Below are 16809 nucleotides of genomic sequence, written 5' to 3' on the forward strand. Positions count from 1 at the left end.
ACTATAACGGGCGGCTCAGGTCGCCCGTTATAATTCATACGGTGTGAGCACGCCGGGAATGCCTGCAAAATCCTTCGTATTCCGTGTAATCAGTTCAAGACGATGAACCCGCGCCGTCGCCAGGATAATGGCGTCCGGCAGTTTCATGCGATACTCATGTCGCAGATCGACGCTTCGTTCAGCAATCTCATGCGAAACATCAATGATGTTAAAAGAGCTCAAGGCAATCCGCGTACGCTGCTCCTGGTGATACTTTTTGGCGCCAACCATGACCTCCATCCAGGTAATTAAACTAATTGCATTCTGCGACGGCCAGGACTCTAACGCCTCCTTGGCTTCACGCCGCCCGCTAAATAAATCAATGAGAATATTAGTATCAAATAGCGCGACGCCCTTAACCATTACCACTCCTCGCGCAGTTTACGTTGGTATTCAACGCCGTCTTCTTCGCAGCCTTGCCACAGGCCGAGGGCGCCTGAAATGCTCTCTTTAGCCCGATCCTGCTTCTCCAGATATTGTTCAACGGCTTCACGTAACAGCTCCGCTCGCGGAAGATTACGCTGCGCTTTGAGGTCATCCAGCCGTTTGATGACATCGTCTGGTAAATCGAGAAGAATTCTGCCCATATCGCTTTCAGCCAGCATGCTCATATATACCTCCAGTATATCATCAGCGTTCAGATAACGAGCAAATTACACCCGATAAAAGCTAAGAAGAAGCAGATCTCTGTTGAGAAATACGCTTTTGCGAGCCGCTTTCCAGAATGCGATCGCGGCTTTATTCGGTATATCTTTTTCGCATAAACCAGGCTATAACACTGGATATTAATCCAGTAAAAGGGACTTACCATGACGTTGGAAAAAGGTATTGCTTCGCTGGTTGAGGAGTTTATTGCTGCGGGGCGGCCATCATCGCGAGAACAGAGTATTGATGACCGGAGAAACGGCTATCTCGCCAGCACCGTTCTCGCCGGGGCAATGGAAACGCGGGTACAGGTTGAAGACATTACGCTCGATGGCATGACCTTGCGCGTCGTCTCGCCGCCAAGAAGCAACGGCTTGCTACCCACCATGGTGTATTACCACGGCGGCTGTTTTGTGAGTGGCGGCTTTGCCACCCATGACAATCAATTGCGCCAGCTTGCCTGGTTCAGTGGGTGCCGGGTGATCGCCATGCAGTATCGCCTGGCCCCGGAGTACCCTTTTCCGGCGGCGCACGATGATGCGGAACGAGGCGCCAACATTATCCATCGGTATGCGCAGCAGCTTGGCGTTGACGCGGCGCGCATCACGCTGGCCGGCGACAGCGCCGGCGGCCACCTTGCCCTGGTCACGGCTTTGCGCCTGAAAGCGGCGGGAGCATGGCAACCTGCGCAGCTTATCCTGATTTACCCGATGCTCGACGCTACCGCCAGCATGGAAAGCTACGCCAGCAACGGCGAGGATTACATCATTACCCGGGACACACTGCTGAGCGGCTACGAAATGTATTTAGCGGCCACACCCGCTACCCATCCGGAAGCCAGTCCGCTGTGGCGCGACGATTTTCACGGTCTGCCACCGGTTCATATCCTGACGGCCGAATTTGACCCTTTGCGCGATGAGGGAGAAGCGCTGTACCGAAGGCTGACGGAGCAAGGGGTGGAGAGTTCCTGCCAGCGCTATCTGGGGGTGATCCACGGCTTCTTTCAGCTGGGAGGCGTCAGCAACGCCGCGCGTGATGCCATGCGGGATATCGCCTGGCGCGTGGCATCGTCAGGACGATAACTGCCGCAGGCGCTTACTCTTCTTCGTTGCCACCCTCTTCGTACGAGCCAAAGGGCTTCGCCGGCAGCACGATGTAGATCCCCTCGAAAACGGCGCCTTGTTTATCGTCGCCAAAAAGCTCCACCTGCATTTGCACGCGGGCTTTACGCCCCCGCGCCAGGCGGTCGAGGTCGCCGCTCAGCGATCCCAGGTCGGCGATGGCGCTGGGGCGGCCGCTAATGGGCTGACTGTAACGGATATGCGCATCCGCCAGAATGATGGTACCCCCCAGGTGCCGCTCGCGCAGCATCAGCCAGATAAGTCCCCAGCCGGTTAAGGTGGCGAGCGAAAACAGGCTGCCGGCAAACAGCGTATGGTGCGGATTCTGGTTCCCCGCTTCCGGCATGGTGGTAATAAATTTCTGCCCGGTGTACTGCTGAATGCGTACACCCATTTTTTCACTCAGCGGAATGTGCTGATACCACGCCTGCTGGAGCTGCGCGCACCAGTCGCCGCGATGCAAAATATCGTCCAGCGACGCGACCGGTTTAATCATCAGAAAATGGCGGATCGGCGTGGTGGTTGGGGTAGTGATCTCCCCCTGATTGACAAAGCCCAGCTTAGAGAAAAACTCCACTGCATCTTCGCGGGCGCTACAGGTAACCCGCTTCACCCCTTCCTGGCGCGCGACGGACTCGAGGGTCATCGCCATCAGCGTCCCGAGCCCTTTATCCTGCACCGAGGGATGAACGGCCATAAAGCGAATAGACGCTTCATTCTCCGCATTGATATATAGCCGACCGACGGCAACCAGATTGCCCTCTTCATCCACCACCATCTGATGATGCGCCATCGCATCCCAGGCGTCGCGTTCCGATCCTTTAGGCTGATGCAGCGGCTTACGCAGCATCTCCCAGCGGAACTGGTAGTAGCTCTCTAACTCTTCTGCTGTTTGCGGTACACGAAGGTGATACATAGTCGTACTCTCTTTTGTTACCCGCAGCCTGCCCGGAAGCTGGGTCATACCTGCAACCAAAAGGTCACGGGACCATCATTGACCAAAGAAACCTGCATATCCGCAGCGAATCTTCCGGTCTGGGTGTTCATTTCCTGCTGGCGACAGCGGGCGACGAAATACTCATATAGCGCCTCGGCGCGGTCCGGTGCTGCACCTTTCGAAAAGCTCGGCCGCATCCCCCTCTCGGTATCCGCCGCCAGCGTAAATTGCGAAACCACCAGCACGCTGCCGCCCGCCTGCTGGACATTCAGGTTCATTTTACCCTCCGCATCGCTAAAGATGCGGTAGCCCAGCACTCGTTCACAGAGGCGATTCGCCTTTTGTTCATCATCGTCTTTCTCGACGCCCAGCAGCACCAGAAGCCCCGGGCCGATTTCGCCCGTCACTTCATCCGCCACGGTAACGCTTGCACGGGATACGCGTTGAATTAATGCAATCATGGTTGTTCTGTTTCTTCTGTTTTAAGTTTGCGGTATTCACCGAGAGTGACAGTAATTTCAGCGCCAAGCAAGACGATACACCAGGTCCAGTACACCCAGACGAACAAAATCGGTACCACCGAAATCACGCCATAAATTAACTGGTAGGACGGAAAGGTAGTGATATAGAGGGCAAATGCTTTTTTACCTGCCTCAAACAGCAACGCCGCCACCAGCGCCCCGATCACCGCATCGCGGTTACGCACCTGGGTGGTCGGCACAATACTGTAGAGCAGCCAGAACGCTGCCCAGGAAAGGATCAGCGGGAAGAGGCGGAGCAGATTATCAATCACACCGTCCAGATCGCTCGCCCAGCGCAGCGACAGCAGATAGGAACTGATCGCCAAACTCGCGCCCGCCAGCAGCGGGCCGAGGGTCAGGATCATCCAGTAGACGGCAAAAGAGTAAATTTTGGGACGGCTGCGCGTGCTGCGCCAGATGGTGTTTAGCGCACTGTCGATGGAGTACATCAGCAGCAGCGAGGTGACAATCAGGCCAAACGCACCCACAGCGGTCATACGGCTGGAATTGGCCACGAACTGCTCAATATAGCCCTGAATAACATCCCCGGTCGCCGGAATAAAATTGGCGAAGATAAAGTGGCGGATCTGTACGCTGACTTCAGAAAACATGGGAAAGGCCGCAAACAGCGCGAACACGACGGCTATCAGCGGCACCAGGGAAAGTAATGACACATAGGCGAGGTTCCCCGCCAGGGTGGTCATATGGTCTTCATCAATGCGCCGCCACAGCAGCTTAAGCCACGCTAGCAGCGGCCGGGTATGGTGGAGTAATTTTTGCTGAACGGTTTTTAGCATAGCTGTTTCGCGAAATAGTCAGGGATGGTCTTCTTCCCGGTCACCAGAATACTGGTGATCCCCAACCGGTTGGCCCCTGCTATATTATCGACGTTATCATCAAAAAAGACCGTATCTGCGGCGGAAAAGCTCTCTTCTTCCAGTACTCGCTGATAAATTTGCGCTTCAGGCTTACGCATTCCCATCTCCTGTGAGAGATAGATGCGATCGGCGGCAGCACGCACTTCCGGGTATTCATCAGGCCAGAACGTGGTGTGCAGACGGTTGGTATTGGAGAGCACCACTACCCGATGCCCCTGGGCACGAAGTTTATGCATGATGGTGATCACCTCCGGGCGCAGCGCGACGAATACCGCCTGCCAACCGTGAGCAAACTGCTCATAGCTGAGGGACATATTCATTTCATGACACATGGCAGCGGCAAAGTCTTCATCGCTGATCTCGCCGCGCTCATGCTGATGGAAAGCCTCTCCCATGGTGAAATGTTGCTTAAGCGTCGCCAGCGGGATGCGGGTTAAATCACTCCAGGCTCCCAATACCCGGTTGAAGTCAATGTCGACAATCACATTACCTAAATCAAAGATATAGAGCATTTTTGTCTCCTTCCGCGCCGTGGAAAATTAACTTTAGCGGGAAAGATGAGGTTTGACTATGCATAAACCTGAAACAACCGCGTGGGTCGCCAGCCCCTGACGAACAAAGCCGCATAGCGCGGCTTTGAATAAACAAAATGAGGTGGGGGGTTATTCAGTCGCAGCGCGCAGCGTTTTCCTGCCACCGCTAATTCGTTTCACTAACATGACCGAAACGAACGCGCCGCAGAGCGCAAAGCCCGCCATGATGCCAAAGACTATCTTGTAGCCTGCCAGACCTGGGTTGAGGTCAAGAATGTAGCCGTACAGGCTGTAGCAGAACATGGCCGGCGCATAGCCTATAAAGCTCCCCAGCGCCATGGCTGCGCCTGTCCGGTTTTCAGCGATTTTTGCTTCCCCGATCGGAGCAAAGAATACCGCTCGCTGCGTAAACACAATCGCGCCAAATCCGAGGGTGCAGATCATGCCCAGATAGACCGGCATACTTTCATGGGGCAACAATATTAACGCGACTAAGGCCACGGTACTGACACAGAAGGTATAGAAGAGATATTTGCTAGGCGACTTAAGGATTTTATCGGCTATCAGGCCGCCAATCGGTCCGCCAACCATTTTTAAACAATACTGATTAATGATGCCGTAGGCGCCCACCAGCGCCACCGGCAACAGGTAGATATTTTTCAGGAAGGGGATAAAGAAAGTAAGTCCACAGTAAACGGCGTAAACGAAGAAGACGTTGAACGCGATGAGCCAGATGGTTCTATCTTTTAATACCGAAGAGATGCTACTTTTCTCTGTCGCGCTCTCGGCGATAGTTTTCTCAGGCGCATCCTCATCCTTTTCTTTCAGCATAAAAAACAGCATGATCCCGACAACAATCACGATGAGAGCGTAGAACCAGATCCCGGCTTTAAAACCCAGCAAACCGCTACCAAACCAGGTGAAAATAGCCAGGGCAGAGAAAGCAATAATCGTGTCGACAATCCCCCGTCCGGTTTCAAAGAAACCAAATAATCGCCCCTGCTGTTCGCTGTTACCCAGCCGACTCACCGACTTTAATAACACCGGCCAGTTCATCATATCGCAGGTGACACCAAATAAGGCCCAAACGAAGAGAACCCCCCAATATCCAGGCATCGTCGTCAGGTAAATTCCTAATAAACCTGTCGCAATCAGTGACAATGACATGGTGTAACGGCGAGGAAGCTTATCGGCAAAGTAAATTGACAAGAAAAAACCAATCGTGGTCACCAAGGAGTTCACCGACATGGCATTACCTATCTGGCCATTAGTCAGATGAAAATAGTCCTGCATGGGAATATAAAAGGCATCTTTCAGTGAAGGCAGTTTATAAATGGTGCCGCCGCACAGGGTTAATAAACTGAATATAGCCCATTTCTTTTTCGTGAGCATAGGTTCCCCTAATGATTTAACATCATTTGGTTTAAGGAATATAACAAACCATCATCATTTATTAAAAATGATGTTCCGGTATAACGAATTATCGATAAATTTAGTGTGCCAGTACGGCAAGCGCTTCGTCTTTTATTATTTGCAAAGTATCTTCGACATATTTCAACTGCGCAATTGCATCCTGCTTTTCTTTCAGCAGTCGTTCTTCAAGCTGGTCAGCGTCAGGCAGTGGGGTTTCGCTCATCTGCCGCCACGGGATCCACGGGTTGTCACCTTCCGTGGCAAACCGGAACGGGGGAGCATAGTAATCCACCTCCTCTTCCAGGCCATACGCGATGACCTGCGGCTGGTCATCGCCAAGGCAAATTAATTTCGTCAGCAGCGCCTTAAATGGCATATCGCCCTGGCCTGAGTTACAGGCCCGATGCCCAAGCCCACCGTTCTCAGCAATAATACAAGCATCTTTAATATGAACCTGCGTAATGTAAGGTGACATCAACGCTAACGCCTCAAGCGGTCGTTCATTGGCGTTGATCATATTGGCAAAGTCAAAAAGGAGCGATAGAGATGGCATCTCGCTGTGTTTAATTAAATTCACCAGTTCAACGCTTTTCAGATCTTCATGTTGCTCAAGGGTGAACGTCAGGCCGGTATGGCTATATGCTTTTTTAATATATTGAATATCGAAGGCGATTTTTTCAATAACGTCGTGTAAATGCCCTTCATAACGAGGATAAAAGCGAACGGAGGATGCGCCTGTTTTTAAGGCGATAGTAACGGCCTGATCGATAGTCGGTTTATCGGAGGCACTGGTCTCGATATGAATATCCAGCTGCAACGATTTTGCTTTATCACCAAACTCGGCTAACTGGATATCATTCATATTGCTCAGCGAGTAACGCTCGCCATCAAGAACATGTATTTTCACCCCCTTTAAATGCAGGCTGTCTGCGATGTTCAGCAAATCATTCGGTAAAATACGTTCAAGCCGCATATTCAAATGATAGGCATAGGCATGAAGGTAGAGCGGTATATTATCAATACGGGAAAGGATCTTCCCGGCGTTATCTTTAGTGACCATAAAATACCTACAAGTTAATAAAGAGATCCACAGCTTCAAATCGCCAGTATTCGAGATCTATCTGCACAATATTACCTTCACTATCGGCACGGTGTTTTTCAATCAGGATGGCTGGCAGGCCCGCAGAGCCGCCGATAAATTTGCTCACCTCTCCCGACATTCTTACGGGTCGAAAGGCCAGCTTTTTAATGACGACAGGTTTGTGATATTCACGCTCCCAAACGGAGGAAAAAGACTGGTTCTTAAGTCTGTCAATAAAACCTGGCGCGACGTTAGGATTGATAAAGGTCTCGTGGTAGAAAACTTTATGCCCTTCCAGCGCTCCCCAGCCGGTCACCAGATATAAATCATCAGCCGGGGTTGCTGCGAGCAGGGGCTTAGCAACGTCGGGATACTCTCGGGTACGCTGTTTCTCAAAAAAGCCCCATGAGGGTTCTCTGCCCTGCTCAATGGCGGCCCGCTGAAAGCTCGCGGAGAGCTCAGGGCTATAGTTAAAACGCGGCTGGGCGACAAACCATCCTTTACGGTCTTTACGAAAAATCCTCGATTCCGCTTCCAGGCCGAGCAGCGCCTGACGCAGCGTCATCCGTTTGATGCCCAGTAACTCACCAAGCTCTCTTTCTGACGGCAGTTTCCCCCCCGCAACCGTCAGCCCTTGCTTAAGCCACAGATCCAGTTTCTCTTTCGCATTTTCGACAGTGGAGAGATTTTCAGTCATTGTTTAATCCATTTGGTTTAAACCAGATGACTCATCTTACTCTTCCGTAAAAAAAGAAAGCAATTCCTCGCGCAAACTTTAGATATAAATGTGACCGAGCTCTCTCGGGATCCCGGAGACAGTACGACGATAAGCAGATTCCGCCCATAAAAAAACCCCGCCGGAGAGGCGGGGTTTAGCGAACAAAGAAAAGAAAAATTACTCTTCTTTTGCACCGCGCATCGCGCGTTTACGGTCGTTCTCGGTCAGGTGACGTTTACGGATACGGATAGAGGTCGGAGTGACTTCTACCAGTTCGTCGTCATCGATGAACTCCAGAGCCTGTTCCAGGGTCATCTTAACCGGCGGAACCAGAACCGTGGCTTCGTCAGTACCGGACGCACGCATGTTGGTCAGTTTCTTACCGGTCAGGCAGTTTACGGTCAGGTCGTTAGAGCGGCTGTGAATACCGATGATCTGGCCTTCGTAAACTTCCGCACCGTGACCGAGGAACAGCTTACCGCGATCCTGCAGACCGAACAGCGCGAACGCTACCGCTTTACCCTGACCGTTGGAGATCAGCACGCCGTTGTTACGCTGGCCCACTTCGCCCGGACGAACGTCGTCGTAGTGACTGAAGGTGGAGTACAGCAGACCGGTACCGGAGGTCATGGTCATGAATTCTGAACGGAAGCCGATCAGACCGCGGCTTGGGATCACGTAGTCGAGACGTACGCGGCCTTTACCGTCCGGATTCATGTTTTTCAGGTCGCCTTTACGCTCGCCCAGCGCCTGCATGACAGAACCCTGGTGCTGCTCTTCGACGTCCAGCGTCACGTTCTCGAACGGCTCTTGTTTACGGCCATCGATTTCGCGGAAGATAACTTTCGGACGGGAAACCGCCATCTCGAAACCTTCACGACGCATGTTTTCAATCAGAACAGACAGGTGCAGTTCACCACGGCCGGAAACGCGGAACGCGTCAGCGTCTTCGGTTTCTTCAACGCGCAGCGCCACGTTGTGCACCAGCTCTTTGTTCAGACGGTCCAGGATCTGGCGAGAGGTAACGAACTTACCTTCTTTACCGCAGAACGGAGAGGTGTTGACGTTGAAGAACATGGAAACGGTCGGCTCATCAACGGACAGGGCCGGCAGCGCTTCGACATTCTGCGGGTCGCAGATGGTGTCGGAGATGTTCAGCTCACCCAGACCGGTGATCGCGATGATGTCGCCCGCTTCAGCTACGTCGCTCTCGATACGCTCAAGACCCAGGTGAGTCAGCACTTTACCAACTTTACCGTTACGGGTTTTGCCTTCGCTATCGATGATAGTGACCTGCTGGTTCGGCTTCACTTTACCGCGTTTGATGCGGCCGATGCCGATGACGCCAACGTAGTTGTTGTAGTCCAGCTGGGAGATCTGCATCTGCAGCGGGCCGTCAAGGTCAACGTCCGGCGCCGGCACGCGATCGACAATCGCCTGATACAGCGGGGTCATGTCGTCAGCCATGTCTTCGTGGTCCAGACCGGCGATACCGTTCAGCGCGGACGCGTAAACGATCGGGAAGTCCAGCTGTTCGTCGGTCGCGTCGAGGTTAACGAACAGGTCGAACACCTGATCGACAACCCAATCCGGACGCGCGCCCGGGCGGTCAACTTTGTTAATGACCACGATCGGCTTCAGACCGTGGGCAAAAGCTTTTTTGGTCACGAAGCGCGTTTGCGGCATCGGGCCATCAAAGGCATCTACCACCAGCAGCACAGAGTCAACCATGGACATAACACGCTCAACTTCACCTCCGAAGTCGGCGTGCCCTGGGGTATCAACGATGTTGATACGGTAATCATTCCATTTGATTGCGGTGTTTTTAGCGAGGATGGTAATCCCACGCTCTTTCTCCAAATCGTTGGAGTCCATCACACGTTCTTGTGCTTCAGTACGTGCGTCGAACGTACCGGATTGCTGTAGCAGCTTGTCAACCAGGGTAGTTTTACCATGGTCAACGTGCGCGATGATGGCGATATTACGCAGATTTTCGATCACAACTTTGCCTCAGGCATTAGAAATAGCGCGTTATTGTACACGTATTAAGCGAAGGACTGAACAGGATCACAAACATCCTCCGCAAACAAGTATTGCAGAGTTTCTTTGTGACCGCTTTCACGGAGCGATAAAAGGGCACCGTAACAAAAATTGCACCAAAATGGTGCTCAATGTTCACACTGAGGCACTATTTTGGTGCATTATCTCCATCATGGTGCAGTCCTTTTGCACTATGGTGCGCATGATACAGCGTTTTATGGGGCATTTAAAAGTTGGCACAGATTTCGCTTTATATTTTTTAAGGCAACAACGCCACTTTTAAGCAGTATGAAGTTTTCGTTACCACGACGACAATGACCAATCCGGGAGAGTTTAAGTATGTCCGCTGAACACGTTTTGACGATGCTGAACGAGCACGAAGTGAAGTTTGTCGATCTGCGCTTCACCGATACCAAAGGTAAAGAACAGCACGTCACGATTCCGTCTCATCAGGTAAATGCCGAATTCTTCGAAGAAGGCAAAATGTTTGATGGCTCCTCGATTGGTGGCTGGAAAGGTATCAACGAATCTGACATGGTCCTGATGCCGGACGCGTCCACCGCGGTCATTGACCCGTTCTACGAAGAACCGACCCTGATCATCCGCTGCGATATCCTCGAGCCAGGCACCCTGCAGGGCTATGACCGTGACCCGCGCTCCATCGCGAAACGCGCTGAAGAGTACCTGCGCGCCACTGGCATCGCTGACACCGTCCTGTTCGGGCCAGAACCAGAATTCTTCCTGTTCGACGACATCCGTTTTGGCGCCTCTATCTCCGGCTCCCATGTCGCGATCGATGACATCGAAGGTGCGTGGAACTCCTCCACCAAATACGAAGGCGGTAACAAAGGTCACCGTCCGGGCGTGAAAGGGGGTTACTTCCCGGTTCCGCCAGTAGACTCTTCTCAGGATATCCGTTCCACCATGTGTATGATCATGGAAGAGATGGGCCTGGTTGTTGAAGCTCACCACCACGAAGTGGCTACCGCAGGTCAGAACGAAGTGGCAACCCGCTTCAACACCATGACCAAAAAAGCGGACGAAATTCAGATTTACAAATACGTTGTTCACAACGTCGCTCACCGCTTCGGTAAAACCGCGACCTTTATGCCGAAACCAATGTTCGGCGATAACGGCTCCGGCATGCACTGCCATATGTCTCTGGCGAAAAACGGGACTAACCTGTTCTCCGGCGACAAATACGCTGGTCTGTCTGAGCAGGCGCTGTTCTACATCGGCGGCGTCATCAAACACGCTAAAGCCATCAACGCCCTGGCGAACCCGACCACCAACTCCTACAAGCGTCTGGTCCCGGGTTACGAAGCGCCGGTTATGCTGGCTTACTCTGCCCGTAACCGCTCTGCCTCTATCCGTATTCCGGTAGTAACCTCTCCGAAAGCGCGTCGTATCGAAGTGCGTTTCCCGGACCCGGCTGCCAACCCGTACCTGTGCTTTGCGGCGCTGCTGATGGCTGGCCTTGATGGTATCAAGAACAAAATCCATCCGGGCGAAGCAATGGACAAAAACCTGTATGACCTGCCGCCGGAAGAAGCGAAAGAGATCCCGCAGGTTGCAGGCTCTCTGGAAGAAGCCCTGCAGGCCCTGGATGCTGACCGCGAGTTCCTGACCGCTGGCGGCGTGTTCACCAATGACGCTATCGATGCCTACATCGCCCTGCGTCTGGAAGAGAACGACCGTGTACGCATGACGCCGCATCCGGTTGAGTTCGAACTGTACTACAGCGTCTAATTTTGCTGTAAATCCAGGGTATGTCGTGTTGTGGCGCGGGATGCCCGGGATATTTTGTTGCCGTGGAAACTTTCAGCCCATCTCAGGATGGGCTTTTTTCTCCACCAACACGCTGATCTCGCGAGCTTTTTACCGCTAAAAAGCTATACTGCACTAAATTGGTGCACTCATTTTCAGGAGACTGTCGAATGGCAACAGGCACACTGCCCGATGCTGGGCAGATCCTTAACTCTCTTATCAACAGTATTTTACTGGTCGATGATGACCTGGCGGTGCACTTTGCCAACCCTGCGGCGCAGCAGCTGCTGGCGCAGAGTTCGCGCAAGCTGTTTGGCACCCCGTTACCTGAGCTGTTGAGCTATTTCTCACTGAATATTGGGCTGATGCAGGAGAGTCTGCAGGCGGGCCAGGGATTTACCGATAACGAAGTCACGCTGGTTATCGATGGCCGCTCGCACATCCTGTCGCTGACCGCCCAGCGGCTACCGGAAGGCTTTATTCTGCTGGAAATGGCGCCGATGGATAACCAGCGCCGCCTGAGCCAGGAGCAGCTGCAGCACGCGCAGCAGGTCGCCGCCCGCGATCTGGTCCGCGGCCTGGCACATGAGATAAAAAACCCGTTAGGTGGCCTGCGCGGCGCGGCACAGCTGCTCAGCAAAGCCCTGCCCGACCCGGCGCTAACGGAATATACCAAAGTGATCATTGAGCAAGCCGATCGGCTGAGAAATCTGGTCGACCGCCTGCTTGGGCCACAGCATCCGGGTATGCACGTTACCGAAAGCATCCACAAAGTCGCCGAGCGGGTAGTGAAACTGGTCTCCATGGAGTTACCGGACAACGTGAAGTTGATCCGCGATTACGACCCCAGCCTACCAGAGCTACCCCACGACCCGGATCAAATTGAACAGGTGTTGCTGAACATCGTCCGTAATGCGCTGCAGGCGCTGGGGCCGGAAGGGGGCGAAATTGTTCTCCGCACCCGCACTGCTTTCCAGCTGACGCTGCACGGGGTGCGTTATCGCCTCGCCGCCCGTATTGACGTTGAAGATAATGGCCCGGGTATTCCGCCCCATCTTCAGGATACGCTGTTTTATCCGATGGTCAGCGGCCGCGAAGGCGGTACCGGTCTGGGTTTATCGATCGCCCGCAGCCTTATCGATCAGCACTCCGGCAAAATTGAATTCACCAGCTGGCCGGGTCATACCGAATTTTCGGTATACCTGCCTATTCGGAAGTAGAGGTGTTTATGCAACGAGGGATAGCCTGGATCGTTGATGACGATAGCTCCATCCGCTGGGTGCTTGAACGCGCGCTCACCGGAGCCGGCTTGAGCTGCACAACGTTCGAAAGCGGCAATGAGGTGCTAGATGCCCTCACCACCAAAACCCCGGATGTCCTGCTGTCAGATATCCGTATGCCGGGAATGGATGGTCTGGCGCTGCTCAAACAAATTAAGCAGCGTCATCCAATGCTTCCGGTCATCATAATGACCGCGCATTCCGATCTGGACGCTGCGGTCAGCGCTTATCAGCAAGGCGCGTTTGATTATCTGCCCAAACCTTTTGATATTGATGAAGCCGTCGCCCTGGTCGACCGGGCGATTAGCCACTATCAAGAGCAACAGCAGCCGCGAAATGCGCCGATAAGTAGCCCAACCGCCGATATCATTGGCGAAGCGCCGGCTATGCAGGATGTCTTTCGCATTATTGGCCGCTTGTCGCGCTCATCCATCAGCGTATTGATCAATGGTGAATCCGGTACCGGTAAAGAGCTGGTCGCTCATGCCCTGCATCGTCATAGCCCGCGCGCGAAAGCGCCGTTTATCGCGCTTAATATGGCGGCGATCCCCAAGGACCTGATCGAGTCTGAACTGTTCGGGCATGAAAAAGGAGCCTTTACCGGCGCCAATACCGTCCGCCAGGGACGCTTCGAACAGGCTGATGGCGGCACGCTATTCCTGGATGAAATTGGCGATATGCCGCTTGATGTCCAGACTCGTCTGCTGCGCGTGCTGGCGGATGGCCAGTTTTATCGTGTGGGCGGCTACGCGCCGGTGAAGGTTGATGTGCGGATCATCGCCGCCACCCACCAGAATCTGGAGCAGCGGGTGCAGGAGGGGAAATTCCGGGAAGATTTATTCCACCGCCTGAACGTCATCCGGGTGCATTTGCCGCCGCTGCGCGAGCGCCGGGAAGATATTCCGCGTCTGGCCCGCCATTTCCTGCAGATAGCCGCCCGCGAGCTGGGCGTTGAAGCCAAGCAGTTGCATCCGGAAACGGAGACGGCGCTGACCCGCCTGGCGTGGCCGGGCAACGTCCGTCAGCTGGAAAATACCTGTCGCTGGCTCACCGTCATGGCCGCCGGCCAGGAGGTGCTGACGCAGGATCTACCGAGCGAACTGTTTGAGACCACGGTCCCGGACAGCCCGACGCAAATGCAGCCCGACAGCTGGGCGACGCTGCTGGGCCAGTGGGCCGATCGGGCGCTGCGCTCCGGTCATCAAAACCTGCTCTCCGAAGCGCAACCCGAAATGGAACGCACGCTGCTGACGACCGCCCTGCGCCATACTCAGGGGCACAAACAGGAGGCTGCGCGCCTGCTGGGATGGGGGCGTAATACCCTGACACGTAAGCTAAAAGAGCTGGGCATGGAGTAGTGATTAACGGCGTGATGAAAAATCGCCGAACAGCGCAAAGTGCTGCTATTTTGTACTTTACTGTTCCGATGAGTTGAGTATGATCGTGCCCGGCATTAGGGGAGAGCATCATGTTTGAATCACTGGTGAGTATGATATCGAGCGGCGCCGCTGCGAGTCACACGCCACAAACGGCAGTCGCTGCCGTGCTGTGCGCTGCGCTGGTCGGGCTGTTCAGCTAATTGTTCCCCCTCTCCTGCGGGAGAGGGGGAAAACCTTAAATTACCCGTGAGAACTGCTGCATCCGGGCCTTTTGCCGTAGATAGGCATCAAAGCACATACAGATGTTGCGGATCAGCAGGCGGCCTTTCGCCGTTACCTGAATTGCCTTACTATCCACCTCCACCAGCCCGTCATGCGCCAGCGGCGCCAGCAGCTTCAGGTCTTCCGCAAAATAAGACGCAAAATCCACGTCCCACTGCGCCTCGACCGCCGCGATATCCAGCCGGAAATTACAGATCAACGCCTTAATCACGTCGCGACGCAGACAGTCATCGCGGGTTAACGCGATCCCGCGCCACAGGGCGTTTCCTTGCTCAGCCACCTGCTGGTAGTACTGCTTGAGCTCTTTTTGGTTCTGGGCGTAGCTGTCGCCAATCATGCTGATCGCCGAAACGCCCATCCCCAGCAGATCGGTATCGCCCTGGGTGGTGTAACCCTGGAAATTGCGATGTAGAACGCCGTGACGTTGTGCGACAGCTAATTCATCATCAGGACGCGCGAAGTGGTCCATACCGATAAACTGATAACCTGCCGCCGTTAACGAGCCGATGGTCTCCTGCAGGATCTCCAGTTTCTGTTCAGCAGAGGGCAGATCGGCATCTTTAATCTTCCGCTGAGCGGCAAAGAGCGTGGGCAGATGCGCATAGTTGAACACGCTGAGGCGGTCAGGGTTAAGTTCCGCAACCTTTTGCAGGGTAAAGGCAAAGCTCTCCGGCGTTTGCTTCGGCAGGCCATAAATGAGGTCGATATTGGTCGAGGTAAATCCAATCTCCCGCGCATGGTTGAGCAAATCAAAGATGAACGCTTCGTCCTGCTCGCGGTTAACCAGACGCTGAACCTCTTTATTGAAGTCCTGCACGCCCATACTCAGGCGGTTGAACCCTTCAGTGCGTAAATGATCGAGGACATCCAGTTCGATTTCACGCGGATCGACCTCAATGGAGATCTCAGCTTCCGCGCTGAAATGGAAGTGGCTCCGCAACAGGGCCATCAGACGACTGATTTGCGCCTTATTAAGATAGGTTGGCGTGCCACCCCCCCAGTGCAATTGCTTAACCTGACGGTTAGCAAACAGTGGCGCGCGGTGAATAATTTCCTGTTCAAGGACATCAAGATACTGATCGGCCTTATGCTGCTGGCGGGTGACTATCTTATTGCAGCCGCAGAAATAACACAGCTTATGGCAAAACGGGATATGCACGTACAGCGACAGGGGACGCTGTGGGTATCGAGCCACAGCGGCATCGAATTCCGCCGCGCCGAATTGCGGTGAAAACTCCAGCGCGGTGGGATACGAGGTATAGCGCGGCCCGGAATAGTTATATTTCTGGATCAGGGCCAGATCCCAGTCGATTATCTGCTCAGACATGCTCACTCCTTCCGATGGTGCCGCCGACGGGTACGCCGTCCCGGCCCTACCGCACCGCGGGTCATGAGCCGGTTGCGCAGCCATTTCTGACGCCGCGACAACCGTCGTAGTTTAACGAATAACCACAGCAGATAACATATAACCAGAAGGGTTATAAGCAGTACCGGGAATCCGATGGGATGCAAATGTTAGTTTCCACCCTTCAGCAGACGCATCATATCTTCCTGCCGCTCTTCCTCTTCTTCATCTTCGTCATCGTAAGAGAGGCCGAGCTGTTGCATCAGCTCATCAATGCGATCCAGTTTGGCATCCACCCAGCTCTGCTCTTCAGCATTCAGGGTGCCGCCCTCTTCCAGACGTTCCAGTAGCGCGTCCAGGCGCTCATCATTCTCCAGCAACTCCAGCTCAGCCTGCGGTGAAAGCATAGGTTTCTCGCTCTTTGGTTTATGCTGCTTGGGAGCTGGGGTGCTGCTTTCGCTCACGCCCAGCGGGATCGGTTTTTTGCTGCCAACGCGCGGATCTTGCGCCTGACGCTGTTTTTTACCCGCTGAAGCCGCATCGCCGCCGTTCGCGCGACTTCCAGCCGCGTGGCCACGATGTTTCTTCTGCCGTTTGCGATCGCGAGCTTCCTGATTTAACTCTTCACGCGACTTGCGGCCGGATTTGCCACGGGTGGCGGATGTCGGTTTTTTCATGGTGTGTAATCTTCAGACAGTATTATTCAGTATAGAATTGAGGCGGAATCTAGCAGAAAGCAAGCAAAGAAAAAAGGCGACAGATTACTCTGTCGCCTTTTTCCTCACTGACCACCCTTTACGGGCTCTTCTTTCCCTGTTCGCTAACGACTT

At 53.8% G+C, this 16809-nt stretch carries 17 protein-coding genes; 5 read left to right on the forward strand and 12 right to left on the reverse strand.

Annotation, left to right across the window (positions count from 1 at the left end; translation table 11 throughout):
* Nucleotides 1-27: 27 nt before the first annotated feature.
* Together B8P98_RS27435 and B8P98_RS27440 are read right to left on the reverse strand one after the other, a co-directional pair.
* The gene (locus tag B8P98_RS27435) at nt 28-402 is read right to left on the reverse strand and encodes a type II toxin-antitoxin system VapC family toxin (protein ID WP_025710915.1); all 375 of its coding nucleotides are present in this window, start codon (nt 400-402) and stop codon (nt 28-30) included.
* Complete coding sequence (locus B8P98_RS27440; protein ID WP_025710914.1) at nt 402-644, reverse strand: ribbon-helix-helix domain-containing protein; 243 nt, start codon at nt 642-644, stop codon at nt 402-404. The genes B8P98_RS27435 and B8P98_RS27440 overlap by 1 nt, the downstream gene beginning before the upstream one ends.
* 204 nt (nt 645-848) lie before the next feature.
* Between B8P98_RS27440 and B8P98_RS27445 the strand changes: the two genes are divergently transcribed.
* A complete protein-coding gene (locus B8P98_RS27445; RefSeq protein ID WP_095033595.1) occupies nt 849-1766 on the forward strand; it encodes an alpha/beta hydrolase in 918 nt (305 codons plus the stop codon).
* A gap of 13 nt (nt 1767-1779) precedes the next feature.
* Here the strand turns inward: B8P98_RS27445 and fabY are convergent, their stop codons facing one another.
* From fabY to typA, 8 genes are all read right to left on the reverse strand, one after another.
* Nucleotides 1780-2721, reverse strand: a complete 942-nt coding sequence (fabY, locus tag B8P98_RS27450) for a fatty acid biosynthesis protein FabY (RefSeq protein WP_025710912.1) — start codon at nt 2719-2721, stop codon at nt 1780-1782.
* A gap of 44 nt (nt 2722-2765) precedes the next feature.
* Entirely contained in the window at nt 2766-3203 is a 438-nt protein-coding gene (gene dtd / locus B8P98_RS27455) for a D-aminoacyl-tRNA deacylase (RefSeq protein WP_004203627.1), read from the reverse strand.
* Nucleotides 3200-4060, reverse strand: coding sequence for a virulence factor BrkB family protein (locus B8P98_RS27460; RefSeq protein WP_025710911.1), 861 nt, complete (start codon nt 4058-4060; stop codon nt 3200-3202). The genes dtd and B8P98_RS27460 overlap by 4 nt, the downstream gene beginning before the upstream one ends.
* Nucleotides 4054-4653 (reverse strand): glucose-1-phosphatase, encoded by a 600-nt coding sequence (yihX, locus tag B8P98_RS27465; protein WP_095033596.1) that lies wholly within the window; start codon nt 4651-4653, stop codon nt 4054-4056. The genes B8P98_RS27460 and yihX overlap by 7 nt, the downstream gene beginning before the upstream one ends.
* A gap of 150 nt (nt 4654-4803) precedes the next feature.
* Entirely contained in the window at nt 4804-6066 is a 1263-nt protein-coding gene (locus B8P98_RS27470; RefSeq protein WP_095033597.1) for an MFS transporter, read from the reverse strand.
* A gap of 100 nt (nt 6067-6166) precedes the next feature.
* Complete coding sequence (locus tag B8P98_RS27475) at nt 6167-7147, reverse strand: sugar phosphate isomerase/epimerase family protein (RefSeq protein ID WP_095033598.1); 981 nt, start codon at nt 7145-7147, stop codon at nt 6167-6169.
* Between the two features lie 7 nt (nt 7148-7154).
* The gene (locus tag B8P98_RS27480) at nt 7155-7865 is read right to left on the reverse strand and encodes a GntR family transcriptional regulator (RefSeq protein WP_095033599.1); all 711 of its coding nucleotides are present in this window, start codon (nt 7863-7865) and stop codon (nt 7155-7157) included.
* Nucleotides 7866-8063: 198 nt separating this feature from the next.
* Complete coding sequence (gene typA / locus B8P98_RS27485) at nt 8064-9887, reverse strand: ribosome-dependent GTPase TypA (protein WP_002882755.1); 1824 nt, start codon at nt 9885-9887, stop codon at nt 8064-8066.
* A gap of 378 nt (nt 9888-10265) precedes the next feature.
* On the opposite strand from typA, the gene glnA reads away from it, so the two are divergent.
* The 4 genes from glnA (at nt 10266) to B8P98_RS27510 (ending at nt 14552) form a co-directional block, all read left to right on the forward strand.
* Complete coding sequence (glnA, locus tag B8P98_RS27495) at nt 10266-11675, forward strand: glutamate--ammonia ligase (protein WP_004203622.1); 1410 nt, start codon at nt 10266-10268, stop codon at nt 11673-11675.
* Between the two features lie 188 nt (nt 11676-11863).
* On the forward strand, nt 11864-12913 hold the full coding sequence (gene glnL, locus B8P98_RS27500) for a nitrogen regulation protein NR(II) (RefSeq protein ID WP_008807910.1): 1050 nt from the start codon (nt 11864-11866) through the stop codon (nt 12911-12913).
* Between the two features lie 8 nt (nt 12914-12921).
* Entirely contained in the window at nt 12922-14331 is a 1410-nt protein-coding gene (gene glnG / locus B8P98_RS27505; protein WP_025710906.1) for a nitrogen regulation protein NR(I), read from the forward strand.
* Between the two features lie 110 nt (nt 14332-14441).
* Nucleotides 14442-14552 (forward strand): YshB family small membrane protein, encoded by a 111-nt coding sequence (locus tag B8P98_RS27510; protein WP_004152951.1) that lies wholly within the window; start codon nt 14442-14444, stop codon nt 14550-14552.
* 35 nt (nt 14553-14587) lie between these two features.
* On the opposite strand, the gene hemN is transcribed toward B8P98_RS27510, so the two are convergent.
* Nucleotides 14588-15961, reverse strand: coding sequence for an oxygen-independent coproporphyrinogen III oxidase (gene hemN / locus B8P98_RS27515; protein ID WP_080897843.1), 1374 nt, complete (start codon nt 15959-15961; stop codon nt 14588-14590).
* A 188-nt stretch (nt 15962-16149) separates the two neighbouring features.
* Nucleotides 16150-16656, reverse strand: a complete 507-nt coding sequence (gene yihI / locus B8P98_RS27525; RefSeq protein WP_025710904.1) for a Der GTPase-activating protein YihI — start codon at nt 16654-16656, stop codon at nt 16150-16152.
* Nucleotides 16657-16809: the final 153 nt, after the last annotated feature.

Origin of the sequence: Klebsiella quasivariicola (assembly GCF_002269255.1) — a bacterium.
Classification (GTDB): Bacteria; Pseudomonadota; Gammaproteobacteria; order Enterobacterales; family Enterobacteriaceae; genus Klebsiella; species Klebsiella quasivariicola.

Excerpts from the sequence above, each read along its gene's own strand:
- B8P98_RS27435 (WP_025710915.1), bottom strand. The coding sequence starts at position 402 with ATGGTTAAGGGCGTCGCGCTATTTGATACTAATATTCTCATTGATTTA.
- B8P98_RS27440 (WP_025710914.1), bottom strand. The coding sequence starts at position 644 with ATGCTGGCTGAAAGCGATATGGGCAGAATTCTTCTCGATTTACCAGAC.
- B8P98_RS27445 (WP_095033595.1), top strand. The coding sequence starts at position 849 with ATGACGTTGGAAAAAGGTATTGCTTCGCTGGTTGAGGAGTTTATTGCT.
- fabY (WP_025710912.1), bottom strand. The coding sequence starts at position 2,721 with ATGTATCACCTTCGTGTACCGCAAACAGCAGAAGAGTTAGAGAGCTAC.
- dtd (WP_004203627.1), bottom strand. The coding sequence starts at position 3,203 with ATGATTGCATTAATTCAACGCGTATCCCGTGCAAGCGTTACCGTGGCG.
- B8P98_RS27460 (WP_025710911.1), bottom strand. The coding sequence starts at position 4,060 with ATGCTAAAAACCGTTCAGCAAAAATTACTCCACCATACCCGGCCGCTG.
- yihX (WP_095033596.1), bottom strand. The coding sequence starts at position 4,653 with ATGCTCTATATCTTTGATTTAGGTAATGTGATTGTCGACATTGACTTC.
- B8P98_RS27470 (WP_095033597.1), bottom strand. The coding sequence starts at position 6,066 with ATGCTCACGAAAAAGAAATGGGCTATATTCAGTTTATTAACCCTGTGC.
- B8P98_RS27475 (WP_095033598.1), bottom strand. The coding sequence starts at position 7,147 with ATGGTCACTAAAGATAACGCCGGGAAGATCCTTTCCCGTATTGATAAT.
- B8P98_RS27480 (WP_095033599.1), bottom strand. The coding sequence starts at position 7,865 with ATGACTGAAAATCTCTCCACTGTCGAAAATGCGAAAGAGAAACTGGAT.
- glnA (WP_004203622.1), top strand. The coding sequence starts at position 10,266 with ATGTCCGCTGAACACGTTTTGACGATGCTGAACGAGCACGAAGTGAAG.
- glnL (WP_008807910.1), top strand. The coding sequence starts at position 11,864 with ATGGCAACAGGCACACTGCCCGATGCTGGGCAGATCCTTAACTCTCTT.
- glnG (WP_025710906.1), top strand. The coding sequence starts at position 12,922 with ATGCAACGAGGGATAGCCTGGATCGTTGATGACGATAGCTCCATCCGC.
- B8P98_RS27510 (WP_004152951.1), top strand. The coding sequence starts at position 14,442 with ATGTTTGAATCACTGGTGAGTATGATATCGAGCGGCGCCGCTGCGAGT.
- hemN (WP_080897843.1), bottom strand. The coding sequence starts at position 15,961 with ATGTCTGAGCAGATAATCGACTGGGATCTGGCCCTGATCCAGAAATAT.
- yihI (WP_025710904.1), bottom strand. The coding sequence starts at position 16,656 with ATGAAAAAACCGACATCCGCCACCCGTGGCAAATCCGGCCGCAAGTCG.